At 70.7% G+C, this 23,324-nt stretch carries 21 protein-coding genes and 1 pseudogene; 14 read left to right on the top strand and 8 right to left on the bottom strand.

Annotated elements, in window-relative coordinates; translation table 11 throughout:
• The first annotated feature begins 96 nt into the window (after positions 1 to 96).
• The 4 genes from ACIRQP_RS06130 (at position 97) to ACIRQP_RS06115 (ending at position 4,782) form a co-directional block, all read left to right on the top strand.
• Complete coding sequence (locus ACIRQP_RS06130) at positions 97 to 438, top strand: zinc-ribbon domain-containing protein (RefSeq protein ID WP_403884155.1); 342 nt, start codon at positions 97 to 99, stop codon at positions 436 to 438.
• 171 nt (positions 439 to 609) lie between these two features.
• A complete protein-coding gene (locus ACIRQP_RS06125) occupies positions 610 to 2,007 on the top strand; it encodes an FtsW/RodA/SpoVE family cell cycle protein (RefSeq protein WP_403884152.1) in 1,398 nt (465 codons plus the stop codon).
• A gap of 28 nt (positions 2,008 to 2,035) precedes the next feature.
• Positions 2,036 to 3,493: a penicillin-binding transpeptidase domain-containing protein gene (locus ACIRQP_RS06120; RefSeq protein ID WP_403884149.1), complete on the top strand. Its 1,458-nt coding sequence runs from the start codon at positions 2,036 to 2,038 to the stop codon at positions 3,491 to 3,493.
• Positions 3,494 to 3,648: 155 nt separating this feature from the next.
• Complete coding sequence (locus ACIRQP_RS06115; RefSeq protein ID WP_403884147.1) at positions 3,649 to 4,782, top strand: amidase family protein; 1,134 nt, start codon at positions 3,649 to 3,651, stop codon at positions 4,780 to 4,782.
• On the opposite strand, the gene ACIRQP_RS06110 is transcribed toward ACIRQP_RS06115, so the two are convergent.
• Complete coding sequence (locus ACIRQP_RS06110; protein ID WP_403884144.1) at positions 4,745 to 5,644, bottom strand: ADP-ribosylglycohydrolase family protein; 900 nt, start codon at positions 5,642 to 5,644, stop codon at positions 4,745 to 4,747. The two genes, ACIRQP_RS06115 and ACIRQP_RS06110, sit on opposite strands and share 38 nt — an antisense overlap.
• A gap of 236 nt (positions 5,645 to 5,880) precedes the next feature.
• Between ACIRQP_RS06110 and ACIRQP_RS06105 the strand changes: the two genes are divergently transcribed.
• The 4 genes from ACIRQP_RS06105 to ACIRQP_RS06090 all read left to right on the top strand — a co-directional run bounded on the left by ACIRQP_RS06105 (position 5,881) and on the right by ACIRQP_RS06090 (position 9,857).
• On the top strand, positions 5,881 to 7,053 hold the full coding sequence (locus ACIRQP_RS06105) for a serine/threonine-protein kinase (protein WP_403884141.1): 1,173 nt from the start codon (positions 5,881 to 5,883) through the stop codon (positions 7,051 to 7,053).
• 148 nt (positions 7,054 to 7,201) lie between these two features.
• Positions 7,202 to 8,068, top strand: a complete 867-nt coding sequence (locus tag ACIRQP_RS06100) for a TetR/AcrR family transcriptional regulator (RefSeq protein WP_403884138.1) — start codon at positions 7,202 to 7,204, stop codon at positions 8,066 to 8,068.
• A 14-nt stretch (positions 8,069 to 8,082) separates the two neighbouring features.
• Complete coding sequence (locus tag ACIRQP_RS06095; RefSeq protein ID WP_403884135.1) at positions 8,083 to 8,403, top strand: hypothetical protein; 321 nt, start codon at positions 8,083 to 8,085, stop codon at positions 8,401 to 8,403.
• 101 nt (positions 8,404 to 8,504) lie between these two features.
• Positions 8,505 to 9,857, top strand: coding sequence for an NlpC/P60 family protein (locus ACIRQP_RS06090; RefSeq protein WP_403884132.1), 1,353 nt, complete (start codon positions 8,505 to 8,507; stop codon positions 9,855 to 9,857).
• A 60-nt stretch (positions 9,858 to 9,917) separates the two neighbouring features.
• Here ACIRQP_RS06090 and ACIRQP_RS06085 read toward each other — a convergent pair whose 3' ends face one another.
• From ACIRQP_RS06085 to ACIRQP_RS06070, 4 genes are read right to left on the bottom strand one after another with little or no spacing between them, the layout of a single operon-like run.
• Entirely contained in the window at positions 9,918 to 10,580 is a 663-nt protein-coding gene (locus ACIRQP_RS06085; RefSeq protein WP_403884129.1) for a GTP-binding protein, read from the bottom strand.
• On the bottom strand, positions 10,561 to 10,974 hold the full coding sequence (locus ACIRQP_RS06080; protein ID WP_403884126.1) for a DUF742 domain-containing protein: 414 nt from the start codon (positions 10,972 to 10,974) through the stop codon (positions 10,561 to 10,563). Before ACIRQP_RS06080 ends, ACIRQP_RS06085 begins: the two co-directional genes overlap by 20 nt.
• Positions 10,971 to 11,453, bottom strand: coding sequence for a roadblock/LC7 domain-containing protein (locus tag ACIRQP_RS06075; protein WP_403884122.1), 483 nt, complete (start codon positions 11,451 to 11,453; stop codon positions 10,971 to 10,973). Before ACIRQP_RS06075 ends, ACIRQP_RS06080 begins: the two co-directional genes overlap by 4 nt.
• Positions 11,450 to 14,590, bottom strand: coding sequence for a nitrate- and nitrite sensing domain-containing protein (locus tag ACIRQP_RS06070; protein WP_403884119.1), 3,141 nt, complete (start codon positions 14,588 to 14,590; stop codon positions 11,450 to 11,452). The genes ACIRQP_RS06075 and ACIRQP_RS06070 overlap by 4 nt, the downstream gene beginning before the upstream one ends.
• A 417-nt stretch (positions 14,591 to 15,007) precedes the next feature.
• Between ACIRQP_RS06070 and ACIRQP_RS06065 the strand changes: the two genes are divergently transcribed.
• The gene (locus ACIRQP_RS06065) at positions 15,008 to 15,790 is read left to right on the top strand and encodes a protein phosphatase 2C domain-containing protein (protein ID WP_403884116.1); all 783 of its coding nucleotides are present in this window, start codon (positions 15,008 to 15,010) and stop codon (positions 15,788 to 15,790) included.
• A 120-nt stretch (positions 15,791 to 15,910) separates the two neighbouring features.
• Here ACIRQP_RS06065 and ACIRQP_RS06060 read toward each other — a convergent pair whose 3' ends face one another.
• Entirely contained in the window at positions 15,911 to 16,405 is a 495-nt protein-coding gene (locus tag ACIRQP_RS06060) for a MarR family winged helix-turn-helix transcriptional regulator (RefSeq protein WP_403884113.1), read from the bottom strand.
• A 215-nt stretch (positions 16,406 to 16,620) separates the two neighbouring features.
• On the opposite strand from ACIRQP_RS06060, the gene ACIRQP_RS06055 reads away from it, so the two are divergent.
• Positions 16,621 to 17,469: a lysozyme gene (locus tag ACIRQP_RS06055; RefSeq protein WP_403884111.1), complete on the top strand. Its 849-nt coding sequence runs from the start codon at positions 16,621 to 16,623 to the stop codon at positions 17,467 to 17,469.
• 122 nt (positions 17,470 to 17,591) lie between these two features.
• Here ACIRQP_RS06055 and lon read toward each other — a convergent pair whose 3' ends face one another.
• On the bottom strand, positions 17,592 to 20,003 hold the full coding sequence (lon, locus tag ACIRQP_RS06050; protein ID WP_403884108.1) for an endopeptidase La: 2,412 nt from the start codon (positions 20,001 to 20,003) through the stop codon (positions 17,592 to 17,594).
• Between the two features lie 263 nt (positions 20,004 to 20,266).
• On the opposite strand from lon, the pseudogene ACIRQP_RS06045 reads away from it, so the two are divergent.
• Together ACIRQP_RS06045 and ACIRQP_RS06040 are read left to right on the top strand one after the other, a co-directional pair.
• Positions 20,267 to 20,659, top strand: a pseudogene (locus tag ACIRQP_RS06045) (flavin reductase family protein); the annotation flags it as partial.
• A gap of 266 nt (positions 20,660 to 20,925) precedes the next feature.
• Entirely contained in the window at positions 20,926 to 21,108 is a 183-nt protein-coding gene (locus tag ACIRQP_RS06040; RefSeq protein WP_403884106.1) for a hypothetical protein, read from the top strand.
• A 158-nt stretch (positions 21,109 to 21,266) separates the two neighbouring features.
• On the opposite strand, the gene ACIRQP_RS06035 is transcribed toward ACIRQP_RS06040, so the two are convergent.
• Positions 21,267 to 21,887 carry an ATP-binding protein gene (locus ACIRQP_RS06035; protein WP_403884103.1) on the bottom strand — a complete coding sequence of 207 codons (621 nt, stop codon included), beginning with the start codon at positions 21,885 to 21,887 and terminating at the stop codon, positions 21,267 to 21,269.
• A 282-nt stretch (positions 21,888 to 22,169) separates the two neighbouring features.
• On the opposite strand from ACIRQP_RS06035, the gene ACIRQP_RS06030 reads away from it, so the two are divergent.
• Together ACIRQP_RS06030 and ACIRQP_RS06025 are read left to right on the top strand one after the other, a co-directional pair.
• Positions 22,170 to 23,021, top strand: coding sequence for a helix-turn-helix domain-containing protein (locus ACIRQP_RS06030; RefSeq protein ID WP_403884100.1), 852 nt, complete (start codon positions 22,170 to 22,172; stop codon positions 23,019 to 23,021).
• Positions 23,022 to 23,031: 10 nt separating this feature from the next.
• The gene (locus tag ACIRQP_RS06025; protein ID WP_403884098.1) at positions 23,032 to 23,223 is read left to right on the top strand and encodes a hypothetical protein; all 192 of its coding nucleotides are present in this window, start codon (positions 23,032 to 23,034) and stop codon (positions 23,221 to 23,223) included.
• The last annotated feature ends 101 nt before the right edge of the window (positions 23,224 to 23,324 follow it).

The following is a 23,324-nucleotide window of genomic DNA, read 5'->3' as shown; positions in this document are numbered from 1 at the left end:
CCGTTACCGCGGGCCAGTTGTCACCACCGTGCGGCAGACTCTTTCCCAGTACGCGCTCCCTCCGCACGCGCCGGTCCTCCCTAAGGAATTCCAGTCATGATCATCTTCGGCACCAAGGGCTACCTCTACCAACTGGCGATACTGACGCTGGTCTGCGGCCAGTGCGGCAACCCGTCGGCGCACACGCTCCGCAAGCGCGTCACCAAATTCACGCTCTTCTTCGTGCCGCTGTTCCCGTTCTCCACCAAATTCGCGACCCAGTGCACGTTCTGCGGCGCGGAGCGGCAGGTGGCCAAGGAGCAGGCCGACCAGCTCATGGCCCAGGGCACCGGCCAGGCGGGCGGACAGGGGTACGGGCAGGGGTACGGACCCGGGAACGGACAGGGTGGCGGTCAGCCGTACGGGCAGCCGCAGCAGCGGAACCCCTACCAGCAGTGAGCCCAGCGGTGAGCGACCGCGAGTACGCCGCCACCCACTGACGGAAGGGACCAGCGCCGGAACGACCAGCTGATGATACGTCGAGTCGAAAGCCCTGCCATGTGAGTTCGGCATGCCTCATGTCCCCACATAACCGGACATAAGGCACGTAGCCTTGCTACGTTTCCACGCATGACCGCAACGATGGCGGACGCTCCCCCACCCGGGATTCGCCGGCCCAAGCGCCGGGGTGTCGAACTCTCGCTCCTCGTTTGCGCCGTCCTCATCTCCGTCTTCGGCTACATCGGCGTCGGCCTCGGCAGGAACCACGCCGTACCGCCCGACGCGGCCGGATACGGCGCCGGTCTGGGCATGCTCGCCCTGCTCGCGCATATCGCCGTCCGGCTGCGCGCACCGTACGCGGATCCCCTGCTGCTGCCCATCGCGGTGCTGCTCAACGGCCTCGGTCTGGTGCTGATCTACCGCCTCGACCTGGAGACTCCGGGCGACAAGGCCGCGCCCACCCAGCTGGTCTGGTCCACGCTCGGTGTCGCGCTGTTCACCGCTGTCGTCGTGTTCCTGCTCGACCACCGGCTGCTCCAGCGGTACGCCTATCTGTCGGTCGCCACCGCGCTGGTGCTGATGATCATGCCGATCTGCTTCCCCGCCGTGAACGGGGCCAAGATCTGGATCCGGATCGGCGGATTCTCCTTCCAGCCCGGCGAGTTCGCCAAGATCCTGCTGGCGGTCTTCTTCGCCGCGTATCTCGCCGCCAACCGCAACGCCCTCGCCTACACCGGCCGCAAGGTCTGGCGGCTCCAACTGCCCACCGGCCGTGTACTCGGCCCGATCGTGGCGATCTGGCTGCTCAGCGTCATCGTCCTCGTCATCGAACGGGATCTGGGGACGTCGCTGCTCTTCTTCGGGCTCTTCGTGATCCTGCTCTACGTCGCGACCGGACGCACCGGCTGGATCGCCGTCGGGCTGCTGCTCGCCGCGCTCGGCGCGTTCGCCGTCGGTTCGTTGGAGCCGCATGTCCACAGCCGGGTAAAAGACTGGCTCGACCCGTTCGCGTCCATCGCCGCCGGCCGCGGACCCGGCCAGCTCGCGCAGTCCCTCTTCTCCTTCGCCGCGGGAGGAATGCTCGGTACCGGACTCGGACTCGGCCGGTCCATCCTGATCGGTTTCGCCGCCAAGTCCGACTTCATCCTGGCCACGGCGGGCGAGGAACTGGGCCTGGTCGGCCTGACCGCCCTCTTCCTGCTGTACGCCCTGCTGGTCGCCCGCGGTTACCGCGCCGCCCTCGCCCTGCTCGACCCCTTCGGCCGGCTGCTCGCCGTCGGCCTCTCCGCGATCCTCGCCCTCCAGGTCTTCGTCATCGCGGGCGGGGTGACGGGGCTCATCCCGCTCACCGGCATGGCGATGCCCTTCCTCGCCCAGGGCGGCTCGTCCGTCGTCACCAACTGGGTGATGGTCGCGCTGCTCATCCGGCTCAGCGACTCGGCCCGCAGCCCGCGCCCGGAGAGCGCGGAACCGGGCGTCATCGCACCGGCCGAGGAGAACGGCAACGCCTGGAGGAACCAGTGGTGACCCGCCACACCCGCGGGAGGAATCAGCGGTGACCCGTTACATCCGGCGGACCGCCGTCTTCTGTCTCCTCCTCCTGGTCGCCCTGCTGGTCAACGCGACCAGAATCCAGGTCATCGAGGCGGACTCCCTCGATCACAACCCCGCCAACCGCCGTGACACCGTGGCCCGTTACTCGCAGCCGCGCGGCGATATCCTCGTCGACGGCCGAACGGTCACCGGCTCCAGGGACAGCGGACAGCAACTGCGTTACGAACGCACCTATGCGCAGGGCCCGCTGTACGCGCCCGTCACCGGCTACGCCTCCCAGACGTACGGCACGACACTGCTGGAGAACGCCGAGGATGGCTTCCTCTCCGGTACGGACCCGATGCTCGCCCCGTTCCCCCTCTGGAACGAGATCACCCGCGGCCGGCGCCCCGGCGGGCATGTCGCCACCACGATCAAGGCGTCCACGCAGCGGGCCGCGTACGACGGACTGGCCGGCAGACGCGGCGCGGTCGCGGCCGTCGAGCCGTTCAGCGGCAGGATCCTGGCGCTGGTCAGCAGTCCGTCGTACGACCCCGGGCGGCTGTCGGGCACCGGCGGGGCCGTCAATGACTCCTGGGCCCGGCTGACCGGGTCGGACACGCAGCCCCTGCTCAACCGGGCCATCCGGCAGACCTATCCGCCCGGTTCCGCCTTCAAGATCGTGACGGCGGCGGCCGCGCTGGACTCCGGGACGGTCACCGATGTCAACGCCCCCACCGGCATCGCCGAGCCGTATGTCCTGCCGGGCACACGGACCGAACTGCCCAATGAGGCCGACGGCTGCGACAAGGCGTCCCTGGACTACGCGATCAGATGGTCCTGCAACACGGTGATGGCCGGGCTGGGGGTGAAGACCGGCCTGCCCGCGATGGTGGAGACGGCGGAGAAGTTCGGCTTCAACGACACCGGCATCACGATCCCTTCAGGGGTGGCCGCGTCCCATTTCGACACCCGTATGGCCGACGATCAGCTGGCGCTGTCGTCGATCGGGCAGTTCGACACGCGGGCCACCCCGCTCCAGATGGCGATGGTCGCGTCGGCGGTCGCGAACGGCGGGGAGCTCAAGTACCCCTTCCTGGTGGACCGGACCATGGACTCGGACGGCGACATCGTCTCCCGTACCGGCGAGCGCCCCTACCGGCGTGCGGTCGAGCCGGCCACGGCGCAGCGGCTGCGGCAGATGATGATCGGGGTCGTCGAGGACGGGACCGGGGCGAACGCGGGGATCGACGGGGCGACGGTCGGCGGGAAGACGGGGACGGCGCAGCACGGGTTGGGCAACGCCGGTACGCCGTACGCCTGGTTCATCGCCTGGGCGCAGGCGGGCAATTCGAGCAGACCGGCGGTCGCGGTGGCGGTGGTCGTGGAGGACGCCGAGGCGAACCGGCCGGACATCAGCGGCGGGGGCGACGCGGCGCCGATCGCGCGGGCGGTGATGCGGGCGGCACTGCGAGAATAGGCCGGATCAGAGGCCGGCGCGCATAGGTGGGGTGGAGGAAGGAGCGGGGCGAGGGGCAAGCCCGGCAAGGCGGAGGAGGAAGGCGACGCGGAGCGTCGGCGCCCGACGACAACGCCACCGGGCGCCGCCCATCGGCACGCGACGCCGCCCCAGCTATGCGCGCGGCCTCCCAAGGGGAGGGTGCGGTGGTGGACAGGGTCGCGGAGGCGCTGGCGCGGATCGAGCGGCTCGATCCCTCTCTGTGCGCCTTCATCGAGGTGTGGGACGCGGAAGCCAGGGAACGGGCACGGACGGTGGACCGCCGACTGCCGCTCGCGGGGCTGCCGTTCGCGGTGAAGGGACCGTCCGGCATCCGGTCCTACGCGGCGGGGCGGCTGATCGCGGCGGGCGCGGTGCCGGTCGGGTCGACGGCGGTGCCGGGGCCCGGCACGTACTGGCAGACCTGGGGGCGGGGCAGGCACGGCCGCACGGTCAACCCGTACCGCCCGGACCGTACCCCCGGCGGGTCCTGCGCCGGGTCGGCGGTGGCGGTCGCGGCGGGCATGGTGCCGCTGGCGACCGGCAGCGACGGCGCCGGTTCCGTCCGGATCCCGGCGGCCTGGTGCGGGGTGTTCGGGCTGAAGACGACCAACGGGCTGCTGCCGTCACCGGACCGTACCGGCCTGGCCTCGGCGGGGGTGCTGGCGCGTTCGGCGGTGGAGGCGCGGGCGTATCTGCGGTGTGTGCTGGGCGATGACGAGGCGCCGCCGCCGGCCTTCCCCGTGCCCGCCGTCTTCTCCCCCGACCTCGGGTACGCGCGGCCGGACCCGGAGGTCGCGGCGGTGGTACGTGCGGCGGTGGACCGGCTGGTGGCGGCGGGGGTCGTACGCCTTGAGCCGACGCGGCGGCCGTTCACGCTGCTGGACCCGCGCGAGGCCTGGACGGCGATACGGGGAGGCGACGGCTCGCAGGCGGCGGGGGTACGGGCGGAGAACGACCGGCGGCTCGACGCGCTCTTCGCCCGTACGCCGCTGCTGCTCACCCCGGTCACTCCCAACAGACCGCATGGCCACGAGGGTCCGGGCGAGCTGTACTCCACCGCGCTGACCTGGGCGTTCAATCTGAGCGGGCATCCCGCGGCGAGCATTCCGGCCGGTTTCACGGCCGACGGGTGTCCGGTGGGGCTGCAACTGGTGGCGGCGCGCGGGGCGGACGCCTCGCTCCCCGAGATCGCCCTCGCGGCCCCCGCCCCCGCCCCTGCTCCCGCGTCGCCTACGTCAGCGCCTCCCGGCGCTCGCGCCACGCCGTAGGGACCGCGCCCGTTCCGGTGCGGGCGGCGACGATGCCCGCCGTGATCGCGCAGGTCGTGTCGACGTCGCCGAAGCCCTCCGCCGTCGACCAGAGCGCGGCGGCCAGATCGTCGCGGTGACGGGCCGCCGTCCATACCGCGAACGGCACGGTGTCGTCGGCGCGGATCCGCTGGCCGTTGCCGAGCAGATCCGCCGCCTTCCAGGGCTCGGTGGTGAAGGGCAGCTCCGCCGCCCGCGCCAGGCCGTCCCGTACCGGCCCCTCGGGGGTGGCCTCCGCCACCGCCGCCACGGAGAGTTCGGACCGTACCGACAGCGCCGCCGCCACCGCGACCGCCACCGCGCCCGCGACGCCCTGCGGGTGCGCGTGGGTCACCTCGGCCGACAGCACAGCCTGTTCGGCCACGCGGTCCAGGTCGGCCGCGAACCAGGCGCCGAGCGGCGCCACCCGCATCGCCGCGCCGTTGCCCAGGCTGCCGCCCTCGAACAGCCCGGGGGCCAGGGTGCGCCAGCTCGCCGGCTCCGCGAGCAGGGCCGGCAGCAGCATGTGCATACCGTGCCCGTAACCACGGGCCGGATCGGCGTCATAGGTGAGGGCGAAGCACAGGGCGAGCCGGTCCTGGTCGATGGCGCCGCTTTCGTCGAGGACGCGTTGTACGGCGAGGGCCATCGCGGTGTCGTCCGTCCAGTGCCACTCCAGCTCCGGCGGGGTGATCCTGGCCCTGATCTCCGCGTACGCGCGCTGACGTTCGCGGAAGAGAGGGAACCAGCGTTCGCCGAAGGCGTCGCCCAGAGCGAGTCCTTCGAGACTGCGGCGGGCGGCCGCGCGGTCGGCACCGGGGTGTGGGGCGGTCATACGCGCCATCGTGCCGTGCGACGCGGTGTTACGCGGGGGATTCGGGCGTATATCCGCCATGGGTCCGCCGAAAGCCGGATCCACCGGGCAGACCCTTCCCCATCGCGCGCCGTTCCAGGGCGAGTTGTACGGTACGGGGGCCTGTCGCGAAAGCCCCCGCCTGACCCGCGGGCGGACGGCACCGCTTCCGCGACACGCCCCAGCCGCTTGGCCTGACCGAGAGTTACACAGGGAGATTAGCCACCATGGTCGATCCGTTGGGAACGGGGGACCCGACCGAAGTGTCGGGCTACACGCTGCGCGGCCGGCTCGGTGAGGGCGGAATGGGCAGCGTGTATCTCTCGCACACCAGAGGTGGGCAGCCGGTCGCGTTGAAGGTGATCCGTCGTGAGTTCGCCCAGAGCCCGGAGTTCCTGCGTCGCTTCACCCGGGAGGTGGAGGCGGCGCGGCGGGTGCAAGGGGCGTACACCGCGGCCGTGGTGGACAGCAGCACCGATGGCCCGATGCCATGGCTGGCCAGCGCGTACGTGCCAGGTCCTTCGCTGGCGCGGGCCGTCGACGAACACGGGCAGCTTCCGCTGCGTACCGTCCTGCTGCTGATCGCGGGCGTGGCCGAGGCTCTCCAGTCCGTGCACGCCGCCGGGGTGGTGCACCGCGATCTCAAACCGTCGAATGTGCTGCTGGCCGCCGACGGCCCGCGCGTGATCGACTTCGGTATCGCGCGGGCGGTGGACGCGACGGCCCTGACCGGTACGGACGTACGACTGGGCACACCCGCCTTCATGTCTCCCGAGCAGGCGTCGGGCGACCCCGCCGGACCACCGCTCGACGTCTTCGCCCTCGGGCTGATCGCGTTTTTCGCCGCGACGGGCAAGCATCCGTTCGGCGAGGGTGACGCGCAGGCGCTCCTCTACCGGATCGTGTCGCAGGAACCGGACGTGACGGCGTGCCCGGAGCGGTTGCGCTCCCTCGTGCGGCACTGCCTGGCCAAGGACCCGGAGAAGCGGCCCGGTCTGGAAGAGGTCATCGAGGAGTGCCATCGTGTCGCGGCGGCGGAGGGCACGGCGCTGACGCGTGGCGAGGGGTGGTGGCTGCCGTCGCGGGTCGCGGACGAGGTGGTGCGGCGGGAATCGAACCCGCTCGTCCCGGCCGGGGCCGGACAGTCGTACGAGCCGACGGTGCTGGACGGGCAGCACAGGGCGGTGTCGGCGGCACGGACGGAGTGGGCCGGGTCGGGCCCGTCGCCCTCGTCGGCTCCGCTCTCCGGTCTCGAAGCGTTCCGTCACCACTGGGGCAGGGCCCTGGGCGTGCTGCGGTCGGGCCGCCACCGCAGGCTGAAGACCGCCGGGGCGGTGCTGCTGGTGCTGCTGGTGATCGCGAGCGGCGTCCTGGCCGCCTTGGAGGACATGGCGACGTGACGCGGCCCCTTCCGGCGGGGCGTTGACGGGCCGTCGGCGAGCCGCGGGCCGCGGGCTCACACGTGGGTAGAGCGCCGGCCGCCGCCCCCGTTCCGCGACCGCCCCGTTCCACACCCCCACCCCGCCGCCCGACGGTTACCCTGCGGACATGACCGCGCCCGCAACGCCCGCGTACCGAAGGCTCAGCGTCGAGGAGCGCCGTACGCAACTCCTCGCCGCGGCCCTCGGCCTGTTCGCGCACCGGGCGCCGGAGGACGTCTCGCTCGATGATGTCGCCGCCGCGGCAGGGGTGTCCCGGCCGCTCGTCTACCGCTATTTCAGCGGCGGCAAGCAGCAGTTGTACGAGGAAGCGCTGCGCTCCGCCGCCGACGAACTGGAACTGTGCTTCACCGAGCCCCCGGTGGGGCCGCCGACCGGGCGGCTGGGGCGCGTCCTCGACGGCTATCTCGCCTTCGTCGACCAGCACGACACCGGGTTCAGCGCGCTGCTCCGGGGCGGCAGTGTCTGCGAGACGTCCCGGACGAGCGCGATCGTCGACGAGGTACGGCGGGCCGCGGCCGAACAGATCCTGCTGCACCTCGGAACGGACGGCACGCACGGCACGAACGGCACAGGCGAAACCGACGGCACAGGCGAAACCGACGGCACAGGCGAAACCGACGGCACAGGCGGCACGGGCGGCACGGACGGCACAGGCGGCACGGGCGGCACGGACCCCGCGGGCGGCGTGGCGGCGCACGGCGCACGGCTGCGGATGCTGGTGCGCACCTGGATCGCGGCCGTCGAATCCGCCTCGCTGATATGGCTGGACGAGGAGAAGCGCCCGCCCGCGGTCGAGCTGCGCGACTGGCTCGTCGACCATCTGATCGCGCTGCTGATGGTCACGGCCGCCACCGACGAGGAGACCGCGGCGGCCGTCGGCGCGCTCGTGGCGCACGAACACCCGGACGGCCCCGTGGAAACGCTGGCCCGCCGAGTGCTGCCCCTGGTGAACGCGGCGGCGCACCTCCCGTAGGCGAGACTGAGGTCGTGAGAAGCGAAGACACCCTCTTTGTCGGTGGGCCACTGGACGGGCGCGTACTGCCCGTACTGACCGGACCGACCGGGCAGCCGCCCAAGTGGTACGAAGTCCCTGTGCCGGACGCGGACGGCGGGCCGCCCACGGTCCTCACCTACCGTCGTGCCCCGGCCGGCTACACCAAGCGGCTCGGGATCCAGCGCGGCTGGAAATACGAGTTCGTCGCCGAGGGGCGTGAGCGGCGCACGCTGAAGTGGCCCTGGTCGAAGCCCGGTGGCGGTACGGAGCGGGGCGGCGGCACGGAGCGGGGCGACCGTCCCTCACAAGGATGATGCTGTTGCGCCACTCCGCCCATTAATGAGCTCTTAACAACCCATATCACCTCATCATCGCCTAGTGCTGGACTGCCCGTCCCACAACCGGAGGTGATGACGTGTCAGGAAGAGTGTCGCAATCCGTCTGTACGGCGGCCCTGGCCGCCGCGACGGTCTTCGCGGCGGTGCCGATCGCGTCGGCGTCGCCGTCTCCCTCACCCGCCCCCTCCGCATCGGCTTCCGCCGGACCCGGCGAACCCGACGGTCCCGGCGAACCCGACGGTCCCGGCGAACCCGACGTACTTGGCGGACTCGGCGGCGCTGACGGAACCGGCGGACTCGGCGGATTCGGCGTCACCGACGACGCCCCGCCCCGTACCGTCGCGGAGATGCTGACCCGGCTCCAACAGCTCTACCGCGAGGCCGAGAAGGCCACCGAGGAGTACAACGCCACCGCCGCCGAGCTCACCCGGCAGCGCGCCGAGACCAAGAGGGTGGACTCCGAACTCGCGCGGGCCCGCTCCGCGTTGGCCCTCAGCCGCGTCAACGCCGGCCGGCTCGCCCGCGAGCAGTACCAGGGGCAGTCCGGTCTCTCCGGCTATCTGCGGCTGTTGCTCGCCCGCGACCCGCAGAGCGCGCTGGACGAGACGTATCTGCTGGCGCGCGCGGCGCGCGGCAGGGCCGAGACGCTGCACCGGCTGACGGGCGGCGAGCAGCGCGCCCAGTCCCTCGCCAGGGCGTCCCGTGAGGCCCTCGACCGGCAGCAGGCGCTCGCCACCAAGCAGAAGAGACAGCGCGACATGGTCAGATCCCGGCTCCTGGAGGTCGAGAAGCTGCTCGCTTCCCTCAGCCGTGCTCAGATCGCGGCACTGACCGATCTGGAACGGGCCGTTACGGACAAGGCGCAGCGCGAACTGCTCGCCTCCGGCGCCCTCGGCGAAGGCACGCCCCAGGGCGCGGGCGGACCACAAGGAGCGGGCGGTCCGCCCGGCGCGTCGGTCCGTAAGGCGCCCTCGCGGGCGGGCCGGGCGGCCCTGGAGTACGCCGTCGAGCAGATCGGCAAGCCGTACGAGTGGGGCGGCGAGGGGCCCGATTCGTTCGACTGCTCCGGACTGACCTCGCGGGCCTGGGCGCGCGCCGGCCTCACCATCCCCCGTACCAGCCAGGAGCAGTGGAACGAACTCCCCAAGGTCTCGCTGCGCGAGCTGCGCCCCGGCGATCTGGTGATCTACTTCCCGGGGGCCACGCATGTGGCGATCTATCTGGGCGACGGGATGGTGATCCAGGCGCCGCGCCCCGGGACCAACGTCAAGGTCTCCCCCATCGCGGCGAACCCCCTGCTGGGCGCGGTACGTCCGGACCCGGAGGCCGGGGCGCTGGACCCAGGGATGTACGAGCCGCCCGCACTGCCTCCGGGCGCACTGGACGGCTCGGACTCCGGTTACGGCGAGGAGGCGGCACCGGAGGTCTGACCCGAGAGACGCTCGGCGCTCACAACTGACCTCGGCCCAGGCTGCTCGACCGGACGGGGCCTACTCCGGAGACGCTTCGAGCGCGTGCCGCACCAGCGTGAGCAGCGACTCGACGGCCGTGTTCCGTTTGCGGGCGTCCATGATCAGTACAGGCACGCTCGACGGAATCGACAAGGCATCACGCACATCAGCCGGCTCGAACGCCGGTGTTCCCTCGAAGTGGTTGACGGCCACGACATACGGCAGTCCGCAGCTCTCGAAGTAGTCGAGCGCCGGGAAGCAGTCGGGCAGCCGTCGGGTGTCGGCCAGTACGACGGCGCCGATCGCACCGCGCACCAGGTCGTCCCACATGAACCAGAAGCGCTTCTGGCCCGGGGTGCCGAAAATGTAGAGGACGAGGTCGTCGTCGAGGGTGATACGCCCGTAGTCCATCGCCACCGTGGTGGTGACCTTGTCGGGCGTCGCGCTGAGATCGTCGAGCTCGGCGCTGGCCTCGGTCATCAGCGCCTCGGTCTGGAGCGGCGGGATCTCCGAGACCGACCCGACGAAGGTCGTCTTGCCGACACCGAAACCCCCCGCGACCACGATCTTGGTGGCGATCGGGGCGCGCGTACGATCCAGCTGCCAGGGCTGGAGATCCTCTTCACGTTCGGGTTCGACAACGGTCGGCGGCGAGCCGGCGACGCCGAAGGCGGCGATGACGTCAGAGGCGGCGGAGTCCACTCAGAACCCTTTCCAGCAGTGCGTGGTCGGGCTGGCCGGTCTCGTGCCCGGTCCCGTACACACGGATCTTTCCCTGGTCGGCGAGGTCGCTGAGCAGCACCCTCACCACCCCCAGCGGCATCTTGAGCAGCGCCGACACCTCGGCGACGGTACGCATGCGCCGGCACAGCTCGACGATGGCCAGCATCTCCGGCATGATGCGCGACGCGCCTGAACCGTCCGTCAGTTCCCTGCGCTCGTCGGCCGCTTCGAGCGCGGCGACGAAGGTCTCGACCATCAGTACATGCCCGAACTGGGTACGTCCGCCGGTGAGAGAGTACGGACGGACCCGGGCGGGCCTGCGGTCCGAATCGCGCACAGGCAGCCTGTGCGCGGGATCGGCGGACCGCGTCATTTGTCGCTCTCCATCGACTTGCGCAACTCGTCGCGGAGTTCGGGCGTCAGTACGTGTCCGGCGCGGCCCACGAAGAGCGCCATGTGGTAGGCCACCACGCTCATGTCGCAGTCGGGGGTGGCGTGCACCCCGAGCAGCGAGCCGTCGCTGATCGCCATGACGAAGACGCTGCCCTCCTCCATGGCGACCATGGTCTGTTTGACCCCGCCGCCGTCCATCAGCTTCGCCGCTCCGATGGTGAGGCTGCCGATACCCGACACGATGGTGGCCAGGTCGGCGCTGGAGCCGCGGGGGCCCTGCCTGCGCACAGGGGTGGCCGCCTCGGTGTTCAGCCCCGGGTCGGAGGAGAGCAACAGGAGTCCGTCGGACGAGACGACGGCGACCGAGTGCACCCCTGGCACCTCCTCGACGAGGTTGCTCAACAGCCAGTGCAGGTTACGGGCTTCGCTGCTCAGTCCGAATGTGCCGGTCGCAGTCAACTGCGTGCCTCCTCGACTGTCTCCCCCGTCTCGCGGGTATGTACTTCGGTCCGTGCCGCGGGGGCCATGGGCTCCGCGTGCTCAGCACGGTCAGACTGCTCCGACTGCTCCGTCAGTTCGGCCTCGACATCGCGCCGGCCTTCCTTCGCCCCCCGGTGGAAGCCGCCGAGCCTGCGGCGCAGCGCTTCCGCGTCCACACTGCCGGTCCGCGCGGCGGGCGCGGCGGCAGGCTTGACGATCCTGGGGGTGCGCTTGGGCAGCCCCTTTTCGGTGACTCTCCCCGGTCCGTCCGCGTCGGTCGGCGCGTCCGGCTCCGCCTTGGCGGATTTGGGCTGCCGGGGCAGCCGCATCGTGAAAGTGTCCTGGTCGGGGCCGGTGGTCGGCGGCCCGTCGTCATGGACACGCTCGTGGGAGTCGGGGCCGATGGCATACGGGCCGACGGCCGTGTCCGGGGTGGTCGCCCCGTACGCGGCGACGGCGCCGGTGTCGGCCGTGCGCTCCCCTTCCGATGTACGTTCCCGCTCCGGGGTACGGTCCCGCTCGGCCGCGCGTTCCCGCTCCGGCGTACGGTCCCGCTCCGGTGCGCTTGGTCCGTGCGCCTCTTCGGCCTCGGCTCTGCGGATCGCCGCCTCGGCGGCCACCACCAGCGGGTCGAGCTCCGGGGTCGCGGCTTCGGCGGGAACCGCGGGTTCCGCGGGATTCCCGGCGTCCGCCGTCGGCCGGTTCGGCTCCGAACGGCCTTGGAGCGTGTGGGAGTCGACCTTCGCCGTCGAGCCCGGCAGATGGGGCGCGGGGGCCGCGTCGACGGTCGGTGCCCCGTCCTGCGGCGAGGCGGCCGACGGGGACGTCGGCAGCAGCGCCTGCGGCACGACGACGACCGCGGCCACGCCGCCCTGCTGGTGCTCGCGCAGCTCGATCCGTACGCCGTAGCGCGCCGCGAGCAGCCCGGCGACGCGCAGGCCGAGCCCCTCGCCCTCCGGCTCGCCCACACGCGGCTCGCGCGGAGCGCTGTCGAGCCCTTCGGGGACGTCCGGTTCGGCGAGCCGCGCGTTGAGCGCGGTGAGCCGGTCCGCGGACATGCCGATGCCCTGGTCCTGTACGGAGAGCATCACCTCGCCGGTCTCCATCAGCCAGCCGGAGAGCTGGACCTCGGCGTCCGGCGGTGAGAAGGAGGTGGCGTTCTCCAGCAGCTCGGCGACGAGATGGCTGAGGTCGTCCGCGGCGAAGCCGGCCACCTGCGCGTGCGGGGGCAGGGACTGGATCGTGACCCGCTCGTACCGCTCGATCTCGCTGACGGCCGCGCGCAGTACGTCCACGAGCGGTACGGGCCCGGTCGAGCCGCGGCCGTGCTCATGGCCGGCGAGCACGAGCAGATTCTCGCTGTGCCGGCGCATGACGGTGGCCATGTGGTCGAGCTTGAACAGAGTGGCGAGCTGTTCGGGGTCCTGCTCGCGCTCCTCCAGGCTCTCGATGACATCGAGCTGGCGCTCCACGAGGCCGAGCGTGCGCAGCGAGAGGTTGACGAAGGTGTGGTGCACGGTGTGGCGCAACCGCTGGAGCTGCGCGGAGAGTTCGGTCGTGCGCTCCTGGAGTTCGGCGCGCTGGGCGACGATCTTCTCGCGCGCGCCGATCAGGCCGAGCCGCTCCCGGTCCAGCTCCCCGGCGCGGGTGGAGAGGTCGAGCAGCTTGCTGTGCAGGCTGTTGAGAGACCGTACGACCTGCGCGAACTCGTCGTTTCGGCCGGTGAACCTGACCGGCTCCTCGGTCTCCGGCGCCGCCGAGAGACGGGCCGCTCCGATCCGTACGACCGCGAGCGGGCGGGTGAGCGTACGGGCGACGGCGGTGGAGACGCCGACGGCGATCAGCAGACAGCCGCCGAGCAGCGCGATCCGCAGTTCGAGGCCGGTGACGGCGTCGTCGCGCAGCTTTTCGAGCCGCTCCACCTGGCTGGTGCCGAGGCCCGACTCGACGCCGCGCATCTGGTCGATCCTGGCGGAGAGCGCGGATTCGACCTTCTCCTGGTCGGCCTCGCGGTCGGCGTCGGAGAGTTGGGGCCGGTCGGTGAGCCGCGTCAGATACCCCTCGGCGGTCTTGATCTCGGGCCCGGTGACGGTGCCGGTGAGGGACTCGCGTGCCTCGGTGTCCGCGCTCTGGTCGAAGTCGGCGAGCGCGCCGAGTTCGCGCACGTGTGCCTTCTGCGCGTCGGCGCTGAGGTCGTCGCGGAGCTGGTCGCTCTTCTTGCTGTCCGAGTCGGACCGGGACTCGACGGGGAGCCCGGTGATCGGGTCGTACTCCGGTGCGGTGTCGGTGGGACCGGGCACGGCGAGCGCGGCCAGCAGCAGTCCGCGGGTGGCGGAGGCCTGCTCGACGGCGCGGGAGAGCGCGGCGGGGGCGCGGGTGCCGTCGGCGGCCTCGGCCGGGGTCCGCTCGGCCAGCTCGTCGGCGAGGTCCTGGAGCTTGGCGATGACCTCGGAGTACGCGCGGTACGCCTCCAGCGCGGAGCCCTCGCCGGTGAGGGCGGTGCGGCGGATGGAGGGGACGGTGGAGAGGTCGCGCAGCAGGCCGGGTGAGGCGGACGCGGTGGCCCGCATCTCGTCGATCTGCCGGTCGACCCGGGTACTGCGGGTGTCCGAGATCGTGTGCTTGCCCTTGTCGCCCTTGTCACCGGTCCCGCCGGGCTGCTCGTCGCGGCCCGCGGCGATGTAGACGATGACCTCGTCGCGCTCGTCCGCGAGGGAGTGGCTGAGAATCACGGCCTGCCGGTTCAATTCGGCGAGGACGACCAGGTTCTGGGCATCGTTCAGCTCGGTGGAGGCGGTGAGTACGGCGGGGGCGCCTGCCGCGATGACGGTGACCCCCAGGACCGCGACACCGGCTACCAGCCGGTTGCGTACCCGCACTCGGCGTCCTTCCTGAGCCTTGGCGGCATCGGTCGTGGAATTCCCGGCCGTGGCGATCCCGGCCGTCGTTCCGCCGGCCTTGGCGTTTCCGCCCTGCGCGTTTCCGGCCCTGTTCCTTCCGGGCTTGTTCTTCCCGGCCTTCGTGGCCGAACTGGTCCCGGCCGTGGTGACCGAGGTGGCCTCGTCCCGCCCGACACCGCTACCCCGAGGCCGCTTCTTCTGCACCGGTGCTCGCATTCTTGATTCGTCCGCCCATGAAGCAGAGGTGACGGCCGGTCACTACGTGAGAACCCCCACCCCTGGCACGGCTGTCGACCATTCCAGCGCCCTTGGGAGGAAGACGCACATCGGCCGCTCCGCCACCTGAACGAGTGAACAGCAAGAAGGAGTTGACGAACAACTCTTCCCACTCGGAGGCCGTCGTGAACCTGGCGCGCCGGGTGGACCTTCCGCGCGCGCTTTGGCAAGATGCGCGCCCGCAGCTTCCCCGGTCCCCTCAATCCGGCCCCCTTCGTGTCCGCGCCCGACTCCGTCCGGGACTCATTCTGACCGAATGAGAGCGGTCGACCTGGCGGAACGGACCGATCGGCACGACGTGCAGACACCGTGAAGAGTTCACGCGGATAGCCTGGAGACTCATGCACACTGGTGCGCATGCGTATCGAACTCGCCACCGCGCCGGGCACCGCCGTACGGCCCAATGAGGACTGGACTTCCGTGGCCCTGCCCGCCGGGGGCGAGGGAGGCGTGCTGGTCGTGCTGGACGGAGTGACACCCCCGGCCGGGGACGACGGATGTGTACACGGGGTGCCCTGGTTCACCGCCAGGCTGGGTGGCGCGCTCGCCGAACTGTCCGGTTCACGACGGGATATGCCACTGGCAGAGATCCTCGCGGCATCGATCGCGCGTACGGCGGACGCCCACCGCGAAACCTGTGACCTTTCTCACGTACGTACGCCTCAGGCGACCGTCGTCCTCGCCCGTTGGAACTCGGACACCGTCGAACATCTGGTGCTCTCCGATTCGACGCTGCTGCTGGAGTCACCGGACGGCGAGGTACGCGCGGTACTGGACGACCGTCTGGACCGTGTCCCGCGCGAGGCGCTGCGCTCGGTGGCCACGGCGGACGCGCTGCGCAACGTGGAGGGCGGTTTCTTCACGGCGGCGGCGGACCCGGCGGTCGCGGCGAAGGCGGTGACGGGCCGTACGCCGGCGGCGGAGGTACGCGCCCTGCTGGCGCTGACGGACGGCGCCGCACGCTGGGTGGAGGTCTTCCGGGAGGGCGGCTGGGCGGACTGTCTGGCGCTGGTGCGCAAGAACGGCGCGCAGGAGCTGATCGACCGGGTGAGGGCCTCGGAGTCGGCGGACCCGGACGGGGTGGCGTTCCGGCGGGGCAAGGTCGGCGACGACGCGACAGTGACGTACGTGGAGCTGTAGAGGGCGGGCCTGTAGGAGGGACCTGTAGGGGGACCTGTAGGGGGACCTGTAGGGGGACCTGTAGGGGGGACCTGTAGGGGGCGGGCCCGCGGGCCGACGCGGCGGGTGCCCCCTCCCCGGTCAGCTCTCGGCGCGGGCGTTCAGATGGTGGAGCAGCCGGGCCAGTTCGGCGATCTCGGCGCGGTCCCAGTCGGCCAGCTTCTGCACATACCGCTCACGGCGCGCGTCGCGCACACGCCGGAAGCGGGTGCGGCCCTCGTCGGTGATCCGGACGAGCGAGGCGCGCCCGTCGGCGGGATCGGGCTCGCGCGTCACCAGCCCCAGTTCCTCCAGGGCACGCAGTTGACGGCTTATCGTCGCCTTTCCGACCCCGAAATAGGCGGCGAGTTCGGTAGCCCGCTGACAGCTGTTCTCCTCCAGCCGTACGAGCAGTCCGTACGCGGCTGGCTCCAGCTCGGGGTGGACCTCGCGCGCCATTTCGCCGGAGCTGGCCCGAGCGCGGCGCAGAAAGACCGCCAGTTCCCGTTCCAATGCCAGGAATTCGTGGTCCACACCACTGCTTCCGGCGGGGGCGGGATCTTTCGCCGTACCATTTCTGTGCACGTCAGCACCCATCGCGCGCTTTTCCACTCCTGAAAGTTTCTTTCGCCGACGACTGTTGCCGCAGCTCCGCCAGTATTTCGCAGGTTTATACCAACGGAAGCCGCGTGGCGCTCTTCCGTGACAAGGGTCTACGTGCGTAGCGTCAATGCTGGCATGTCCATTGCACTACATGTCGACGTGTCAGACCCGTCATGAGATCCCCCCACCGAGGTCTTCGGAGGCACGCAATGCCCGTGCACAGATCCGGAACGACCGGCCGTTCGTTCGCCACCGCGGCCGGCGCTCTCCTCGCAAGTCTCGCGCTCCTCCTCACCCTCCCGGGTGCGGCGGGCGCCACCACCACCCCGGCCGACCCACCGGCCGGTACCCCCGCACGCGGCTCGGCCCACATGGGCATGGGCGTCATCGCGCACGACGGCCAGGGCGGCCTGCCCCGCGGCAATCGCGTCGTCCAGACGGAAGGCGTGGACGTCTCCGGCCATCAGGGGAACGTCAACTGGGCGTCCCTCTGGAACAGCGGAGTGAAGTGGGCCTACGTCAAGGCCACCGAGGGGAACTACTACAAGAACCCCTACTTCACGCAGCAGTACAACGGCTCCTACAACATCGGCATGATCCGCGGGGCGTACCACTTCGGTACGCCGAACGACTCCAGCGGCGCCAACCAGGCCAACTACTTCGTGGACGGCGGCGGCGGCTGGTCGCGCGACGGCAAGACCCTGCCCGGTGTGCTGGACATCGAGTGGAACCCGTACGGCGAGCAGTGCTACAGCAAGACACCGGCCCAGATGGTCGCCTGGATCCGCGACTTCCTGAACACGTACAAGGCCCGCACCGGCCGCGACGCCGTGATCTACACGGCCACGAGCTGGTGGAAGACCTGCACCGGCAACTACGCGGGCTTCGGCACCACGAACCCGCTCTGGATCGCCCGCTACAACACCACGATCGGCGAGCTGCCGGCGGGCTGGGGCTTCCAGACGATCTGGCAGTACACCTCGACGGGCCCCATCGTCGGTGACCACAACCGGTTCAACGGCGCCCTGGACCGGGTCCAGGCCCTGGCGAACGGCTGACCGCGGCGCTCCCCCGCTGACCGCACCACGACAGCGCGCGGTCCCGACCGGAACGGAGGGCCGGTCGGGACCGCGTTGTCATGCGCCGGCCGGGTTCGGGCCGACGTGCCGGGGCGGGTACGTCAGGCCGCGGCCGATACCAGGACCTCCGCCGGGGCCAGCGCGATGTCCAGGACCTGGCGGACATCCGTCACCGGGTGGACCTCCAGCTTGTCGAGGATCTCGGCCGGGACGTCGTCCAGGTCGGGTTCGTTGCGCTTCGGGATCACGACCGTCGTGATGCCCGCGCGGTGCGCGGCCAGCAGCTTCTGCTTGAGGCCGCCGATGGGCAGGACGCGTCCGGTCAGCGAGACCTCGCCGGTCATGGCGACGTCCGTGCGGACCAGCCGGCCGCTGAGCAGCGAGGCCAGGGCCGTCGTCATCGTGATGCCCGCGCTCGGGCCGTCCTTCGGCACCGCGCCCGCCGGGAAGTGGATGTGCACACCCCGGTCCTTCAGATCCGCCACCGGCAGCTCCACTTCGGCGCCGCGCGAGCGGAGGAAGGAGAGCGCGATCTGTGCCGACTCCTTCATCACGTCACCGAGCTGTCCGGTCAGGGTCAGGCCGGAGCCGCCCGTCTCCGGGTCGGCCAGCGACGCCTCGACGTAGAGGACGTCACCGCCCGCGCCCGTGACCGCGAGGCCCGTGGCCACGCCCGGCACCGCCGTGCGGCGCTCGGCCGGGTCCTGGGCGGACTCGGGCACGTGGTGCGGCCGGCCGATCAGCTTGCGCAGATGCTCGGCGCCGAGCGTGAACGGCAGCTCCCGCTCGCCCAGTTCGTGCTCGGCCGCGACCTTGCGGAGCAGCCGCGCGATGGCGCGTTCCAGGTTCCGTACGCCCGCCTCGCGGGTGTACTCGCCCGCCAGCTTGCGCAGCGCGTCGTCCTCCAGCGTGACCTCGCCGGGCTCCAGGCCCGCGCGCTCCAGCTGCCTGGGCAGCAGGTGGTCCCGTGCGATGACGACCTTCTCGTCCTCCGTGTAGCCGTCGAGCCTGACCAGCTCCATACGGTCGAGCAGGGCCTCCGGGATCGCTTCCAGGACGTTCGCCGTGGCGAGGAACACCACGTCGGACAGGTCGAGTTCGACCTCCAGGTAGTGATCGCGGAAGGTGTGGTTCTGCGCCGGGTCCAGGACTTCGAGCAGCGCCGCGGCCGGGTCGCCGCGGAAGTCGGAGCCGACCTTGTCGATCTCGTCCAGCAGGACGACCGGGTTCATCGAACCGGCCTCCTTGATGGCCCGGACGATACGGCCGGGCAGGGCGCCGACGTACGTGCGCCGGTGGCCGCGGATCTCCGCCTCGTCCCGTACACCACCCAGCGCGACCCGGACGAACTTCCGGCCCATGGCGTGCGCGACGCTCTCGCCGAGCGAGGTCTTTCCGACGCCAGGAGGGCCGACCAGGGCCAGTACGGCGCCGCCACGACGGCCGCCGACCACACCGAGACCGCGGTCCGCGCGCCGCTTGCGCACGGCCAGGTATTCGGTGATGCGTTCCTTCACGTCCTCCAGGCCGGAGTGCTCCGCGTCGAGCACGGCCTGGGCGCCCCTGATGTCGTACTCGTCCTCCGTGCGCTCGTTCCAGGGCAGTTCGAGGACGGTGTCCAGCCAGGTGCGGATCCAGGAGCCCTCGGGGCTCTGGTCGGACGAACGCTCCAGCTTGTCGACCTCCTTCAGTGCGGCTTCCCGCACCTTCTCGGGGAGGTCGGCGTTCTCGACACGGGTCCGGTAGTCCGCGGACTCGTCGTCATCGCCCTCGCCGTTGATCTCGCGCAGCTCCTTGCGCACGGCGTCGAGCTGGCGCCTCAGCAGGAACTCGCGCTGCTGCTTGTCGACGCCCTCCTGGACGTCCTTCGCGATGGACTCGGCGACGTCCTGTTCGGCGAGGTGTTCGCGCAGCTGCTCGGTGGCGAGCTTGAGCCGGGCCACCGGGTCGGTGGTCTCCAGCAGCGCCACCTTCTGTGCGGTGGTCAGGAACGGTGAGTAACCGGAATTGTCGGCGAGCGTGGACACGTCGTCGATCTGCTGGACGCGGTCCACCACCTGCCAGGCGCCGCGCTTCTTCAGCCAGTCGGTGGCGAGCGCCTTGTATTCCTTGATCAGCTCGGTGACCGACCCGGGAAGCGGGTCGGGCGCCGCCTCGTCGACGGCGATGCCCTCGATCCAGAGGGCCGCGCCGGGCCCGGTCGTACCGGCACCGATCTGGACGCGGCCACGGCCGCGGATCAGCGCGCCCGGATCCCCGTCGGAGAGCCGGCCGACCTGCTCGACGGTTCCCAGCACACCCGTCCCGGCGTACGTCCCGTCGATGCGCGGCACGAGCAGCACCTTGGGCTTGCCGCCGCCCTCGCCCCCGTCACGGGCGGCCGCCTGGGCGGCCTCCACCGCGGCGCGGACTTCGGCGTCGGACAGGTCCAGAGGCACCACCATGCCGGGCAGGACGACCTCGTCGTCGAGCGGCAGCACGGGAAGCGTGAGCGATGTGGAGGTGTCAGCCATGATCTCCCCTTCGGCAGTCAAGTTGAGCTATACCGACTCAATGCTTGTGAGCCCCCGGATGTTCCCCCGGCTCCGTTCGCTCTGAGCGATCACCGGCCCGGGACCGCTGACCAGCGCAGATCCTTCGGCCAGGGCCGAAGCGTCCGCGTCCTGGCGTCGACCGTATGAACAACTCGACGGACACCCTGACGGATTCCCCGACCGGCTCCTCGACCGGCTCCTCGACCGGCTCCGCGACCGACTCCTCGACCGACTCCGGGACGGAGTCCCTGGCGGCGGCCGGGACCCGCCATGTGGTCATCGCGAGCAAGCCGCCCGCGTGCCGCTTCGAACCGGACAAGTTCACCGCGTCCGGCTTCAGCCCCGCACCCTCCCACCCGGTCGGGCCGCCACGCGTCGCCGAGTGTCCCCTTCAGCTGGAGGCATACGCCGACCGGGTACGGCTCGATGTCTCAGGAGGCTTCCTGATCATCGAGGCGGTCGTACGGAAGGTGCACGCGGCCCCGGACATCGTCGTGCCCGGCACCGATCACGTCGACCCCGCAGCGTGGAGTCCGCTCATCTACAACTTCCGCCACTACTTCGGCCTCGGTCCGGAACGCGGCCACACCTACTGGAGCGAAACGGCGGGGACGACGGCGTCCGCACGCCGATAATCCGATTGTCGCCGCCGTTCCTCGCGGCGACACTCCCACGATGAACGCCACTGACGCCCGGCTCACCTCGGCCCAGCTTGCCGCGCTCCGCTACGGACGAATGACTGGAGCGGCCGACTCCGAAGCCGCGCTCGCCCGGATCGCTGCCGGCTCACCTCCTTCATTCGCGCGCACACGCTTATCACGCTCAACTTCCACCCCGACAAGCTTCTCCGCGTGCCCCGGTATCTCAGCGTCGTGCGTGCCCGGTCCTCAACCCCGCCCGGATGCTGGACGGTGAGCCAGGCGAGATGATCGACCTGGCGATACGCACCGCTCGGCGTGCCTTCGACGAGATCGGCGCGTGCAACGCCCTGCTGGACGAGGCTTCCGACCGGGGCACGGCGATCGCGCAAGACCTGCTCGCGGACCTCACCGCGGAGAACTGCATCCACGACCCCAGCCCGTGACTTCACACATGGGGTGCTCAAGGTCTCCAGCCGACGCGAGCTCCGCATCGGTGTCGGCAAAGTCCGGATCCAGGCGTCAGCGAGGCCGGGCGTCCGGTCAGGCTCGACCGGGGCCGCCGCACCGGCTTCGGCACGGCGGCGATGATGACGTCTGTCTTTCAGGCGGCCCAGCTTCGGGGGGTGTGCACGAGGGTGGCCCAGGTCCACGTGCCGGCACCCGGGCACTGAGCGGAGCGGAAGCCCCAGGTGCCACGGTAGGCGGCTACCACGTCGGGGGTGCGTTCGAGGGCGGAGCGCCGGCGCTCGGCGCAGAGGGCGGCGAGGTGGGGGTGGGGGTGGGCCGCGTGAGTGTCGCGCACGGTGACGCGCAGCGTATCGGCCCGTTGCCGGAGGAACAGATAGACATCCGCGCCGTCCCCGGAGAACCGGCTGGCGTACGCGACCAGTTCACGCACCACCACCAAGGCGGGATCGATCAGGCGCTCCATCTCGTGCACGTCGAGGACGAGTTCGGCGACCTCCCGCGCGACGGTCGGGCTGGCCAGGCCGGCCGGGAGGGTGAGGCTGTACGCGAGGTTCCGGGGCGACGGCTCCTCCAGGCCGGGCAGCGGCGGCGGACACGACGCGAGGGGCGGGTCCACCGGGTTCGGCCCGAAGCCGCCGCACGCGCCGAACACGCCCGGAGCGTTCGGGGTTACGGAGCCAGGGGCGCCGACGTCCGGCCCGCCGGGGGTGGGGTCGCTTGTCGTCGAAACGGGTGTGGTTTCGCTCTCAGGCATGACAACTCCGCTCGCTGATGCGTTGGTTGTTGTGTCGGTGGACGCCTGCGACGTGCGGCGAGCAGTTGTATGTCTCCCTGACGCGAGCACGCCCCTCCCAGGGCAGGAGGAGGCGGGCAGGCTCGCGGGATGCGCATCTGTTTCGCTGTACGTGAGCGCCGCATCACCGAAGGTAGGGCATTAAGTGGGCGTTACGCCATCTCAAGTTGGAAAATTAGCCCCCACAGGGGCGGTATGGTGATGCTCGGCGGACTGGACGCTGAACCAACAGGAGGGGTTCGCATGGCCTCACGGACAACACCCACGCAGCGGCAGAGGCGGCTTGGCATCGAGGTCCGGAAGTTGCGCACCGGCGTGGACATGTCCGCCGAGTTCGCGGCCGGACTGCTCGGCGTCGATCGCGGCAAGATCTCGAACATCGAGTCAGGTATCCGCAACATCAACCCCGACCGGCTCCAGACCCTGATCACCCACTGCGAGTGCATCAACGAGGCATTCGCAACCGCGCTCCTGAAACTCGCCGTGCCCTCGCGGCGGAACTGGTGGGACGAGTACCGGGGTCGGCTGTCGCCGGGGCTGCTGGACATCGCGGAACTGGAGTGGAACGCGGTTCGCATCCAGAACGTGCAATCCATCCATGTACCCGGCCTGCTACAGACCGAGGACTACGCCCGCAGCATCTTCGCTGCGGTACTCCCAGCGCTGTCGCGCCTCGAAGTCGAACTTCGCGTAGCCCACCGCGTGGAACGGCAACAAGTGCTGAACCGGGAACACCCCGTCGGCTTCGTGGGTTACGTTCACGAAGCGGCACTGCGCATGCGCTTCGGCGGTGACGATGCGACGCGGAGTCAGCTCAACGCGCTGATCACGGCATCCGAGAAGGACAACATCACCATCCGCGTAGTGCCCGTCGCACGCGGCAGCTTTCCTGGCGCCGGGCAGTCCCTGCTCTACGCGGAGGGAGCCGTGCCACAACTCGATACTGTTCAAGTGGATTCAGCCCACGGTCCAGACTTCCTGCACACCGAGCCGCACCTCGCCAAATACCGAGCCCACTTGGAGTGGATGGACAAGGAATGTTTGTCCGTGAGCGCCTCGCGCGACTTCATCCACAGCCTCGTCCGGGAGCTATGAGGAGCACACCATGAACGAGATCACCTGGGAAGACCCCTTCTGCGGAGAAGGCAACAGTTGCTTCCGCATCGGCACCGACACCGACGGCAACGCATACATAGCACTCGCGGGTCAGGAGGACACGTACCTCACCGACACCCGCGAAGCCCTCACCACCCTCATCCGCGACATCAAGGCCGGCAAGGCCGACCACTTGTTGTAAGCGCGGCGGGAAGAGTTTCGAAGCACCGGCACCGGACATCCAGGTGGGAGCAGCAACGGCTTTGCAGCTCCGCCCAAACCACGACTGCTGTTCGACGCGCT

Origin of the sequence: Streptomyces sp. NPDC102274, from assembly GCF_044766385.1 — a bacterium.
Classification (GTDB): Bacteria; Actinomycetota; Actinomycetes; order Streptomycetales; family Streptomycetaceae; genus Streptomyces.
This window is presented reverse-complemented; position numbering and strand designations above follow the sequence as displayed.

Coding starts and splice junctions, on each gene's coding strand:
- ACIRQP_RS06130 (WP_403884155.1), top strand. CDS start 97: ATGATCATCTTCGGCACCAAGGGCTACCTCTACCAACTGGCGATACTG.
- ACIRQP_RS06125 (WP_403884152.1), top strand. CDS start 610: ATGACCGCAACGATGGCGGACGCTCCCCCACCCGGGATTCGCCGGCCC.
- ACIRQP_RS06115 (WP_403884147.1), top strand. CDS start 3,649: ATGCGCGCGGCCTCCCAAGGGGAGGGTGCGGTGGTGGACAGGGTCGCG.
- ACIRQP_RS06110 (WP_403884144.1), bottom strand. CDS start 5,644: ATGGCGCGTATGACCGCCCCACACCCCGGTGCCGACCGCGCGGCCGCC.
- ACIRQP_RS06105 (WP_403884141.1), top strand. CDS start 5,881: ATGGTCGATCCGTTGGGAACGGGGGACCCGACCGAAGTGTCGGGCTAC.
- ACIRQP_RS06100 (WP_403884138.1), top strand. CDS start 7,202: ATGACCGCGCCCGCAACGCCCGCGTACCGAAGGCTCAGCGTCGAGGAG.
- ACIRQP_RS06080 (WP_403884126.1), bottom strand. CDS start 10,974: ATGACGCGGTCCGCCGATCCCGCGCACAGGCTGCCTGTGCGCGATTCG.
- ACIRQP_RS06070 (WP_403884119.1), bottom strand. CDS start 14,590: ATGCGAGCACCGGTGCAGAAGAAGCGGCCTCGGGGTAGCGGTGTCGGG.
- ACIRQP_RS06065 (WP_403884116.1), top strand. CDS start 15,008: ATGCGTATCGAACTCGCCACCGCGCCGGGCACCGCCGTACGGCCCAAT.
- ACIRQP_RS06060 (WP_403884113.1), bottom strand. CDS start 16,405: ATGGGTGCTGACGTGCACAGAAATGGTACGGCGAAAGATCCCGCCCCC.
- ACIRQP_RS06055 (WP_403884111.1), top strand. CDS start 16,621: ATGCCCGTGCACAGATCCGGAACGACCGGCCGTTCGTTCGCCACCGCG.
- lon (WP_403884108.1), bottom strand. CDS start 20,003: ATGGCTGACACCTCCACATCGCTCACGCTTCCCGTGCTGCCGCTCGAC.
- ACIRQP_RS06040 (WP_403884106.1), top strand. CDS start 20,926: ATGCTGGACGGTGAGCCAGGCGAGATGATCGACCTGGCGATACGCACC.
- ACIRQP_RS06035 (WP_403884103.1), bottom strand. CDS start 21,887: ATGCCTGAGAGCGAAACCACACCCGTTTCGACGACAAGCGACCCCACC.
- ACIRQP_RS06030 (WP_403884100.1), top strand. CDS start 22,170: ATGGCCTCACGGACAACACCCACGCAGCGGCAGAGGCGGCTTGGCATC.
- ACIRQP_RS06025 (WP_403884098.1), top strand. CDS start 23,032: ATGAACGAGATCACCTGGGAAGACCCCTTCTGCGGAGAAGGCAACAGT.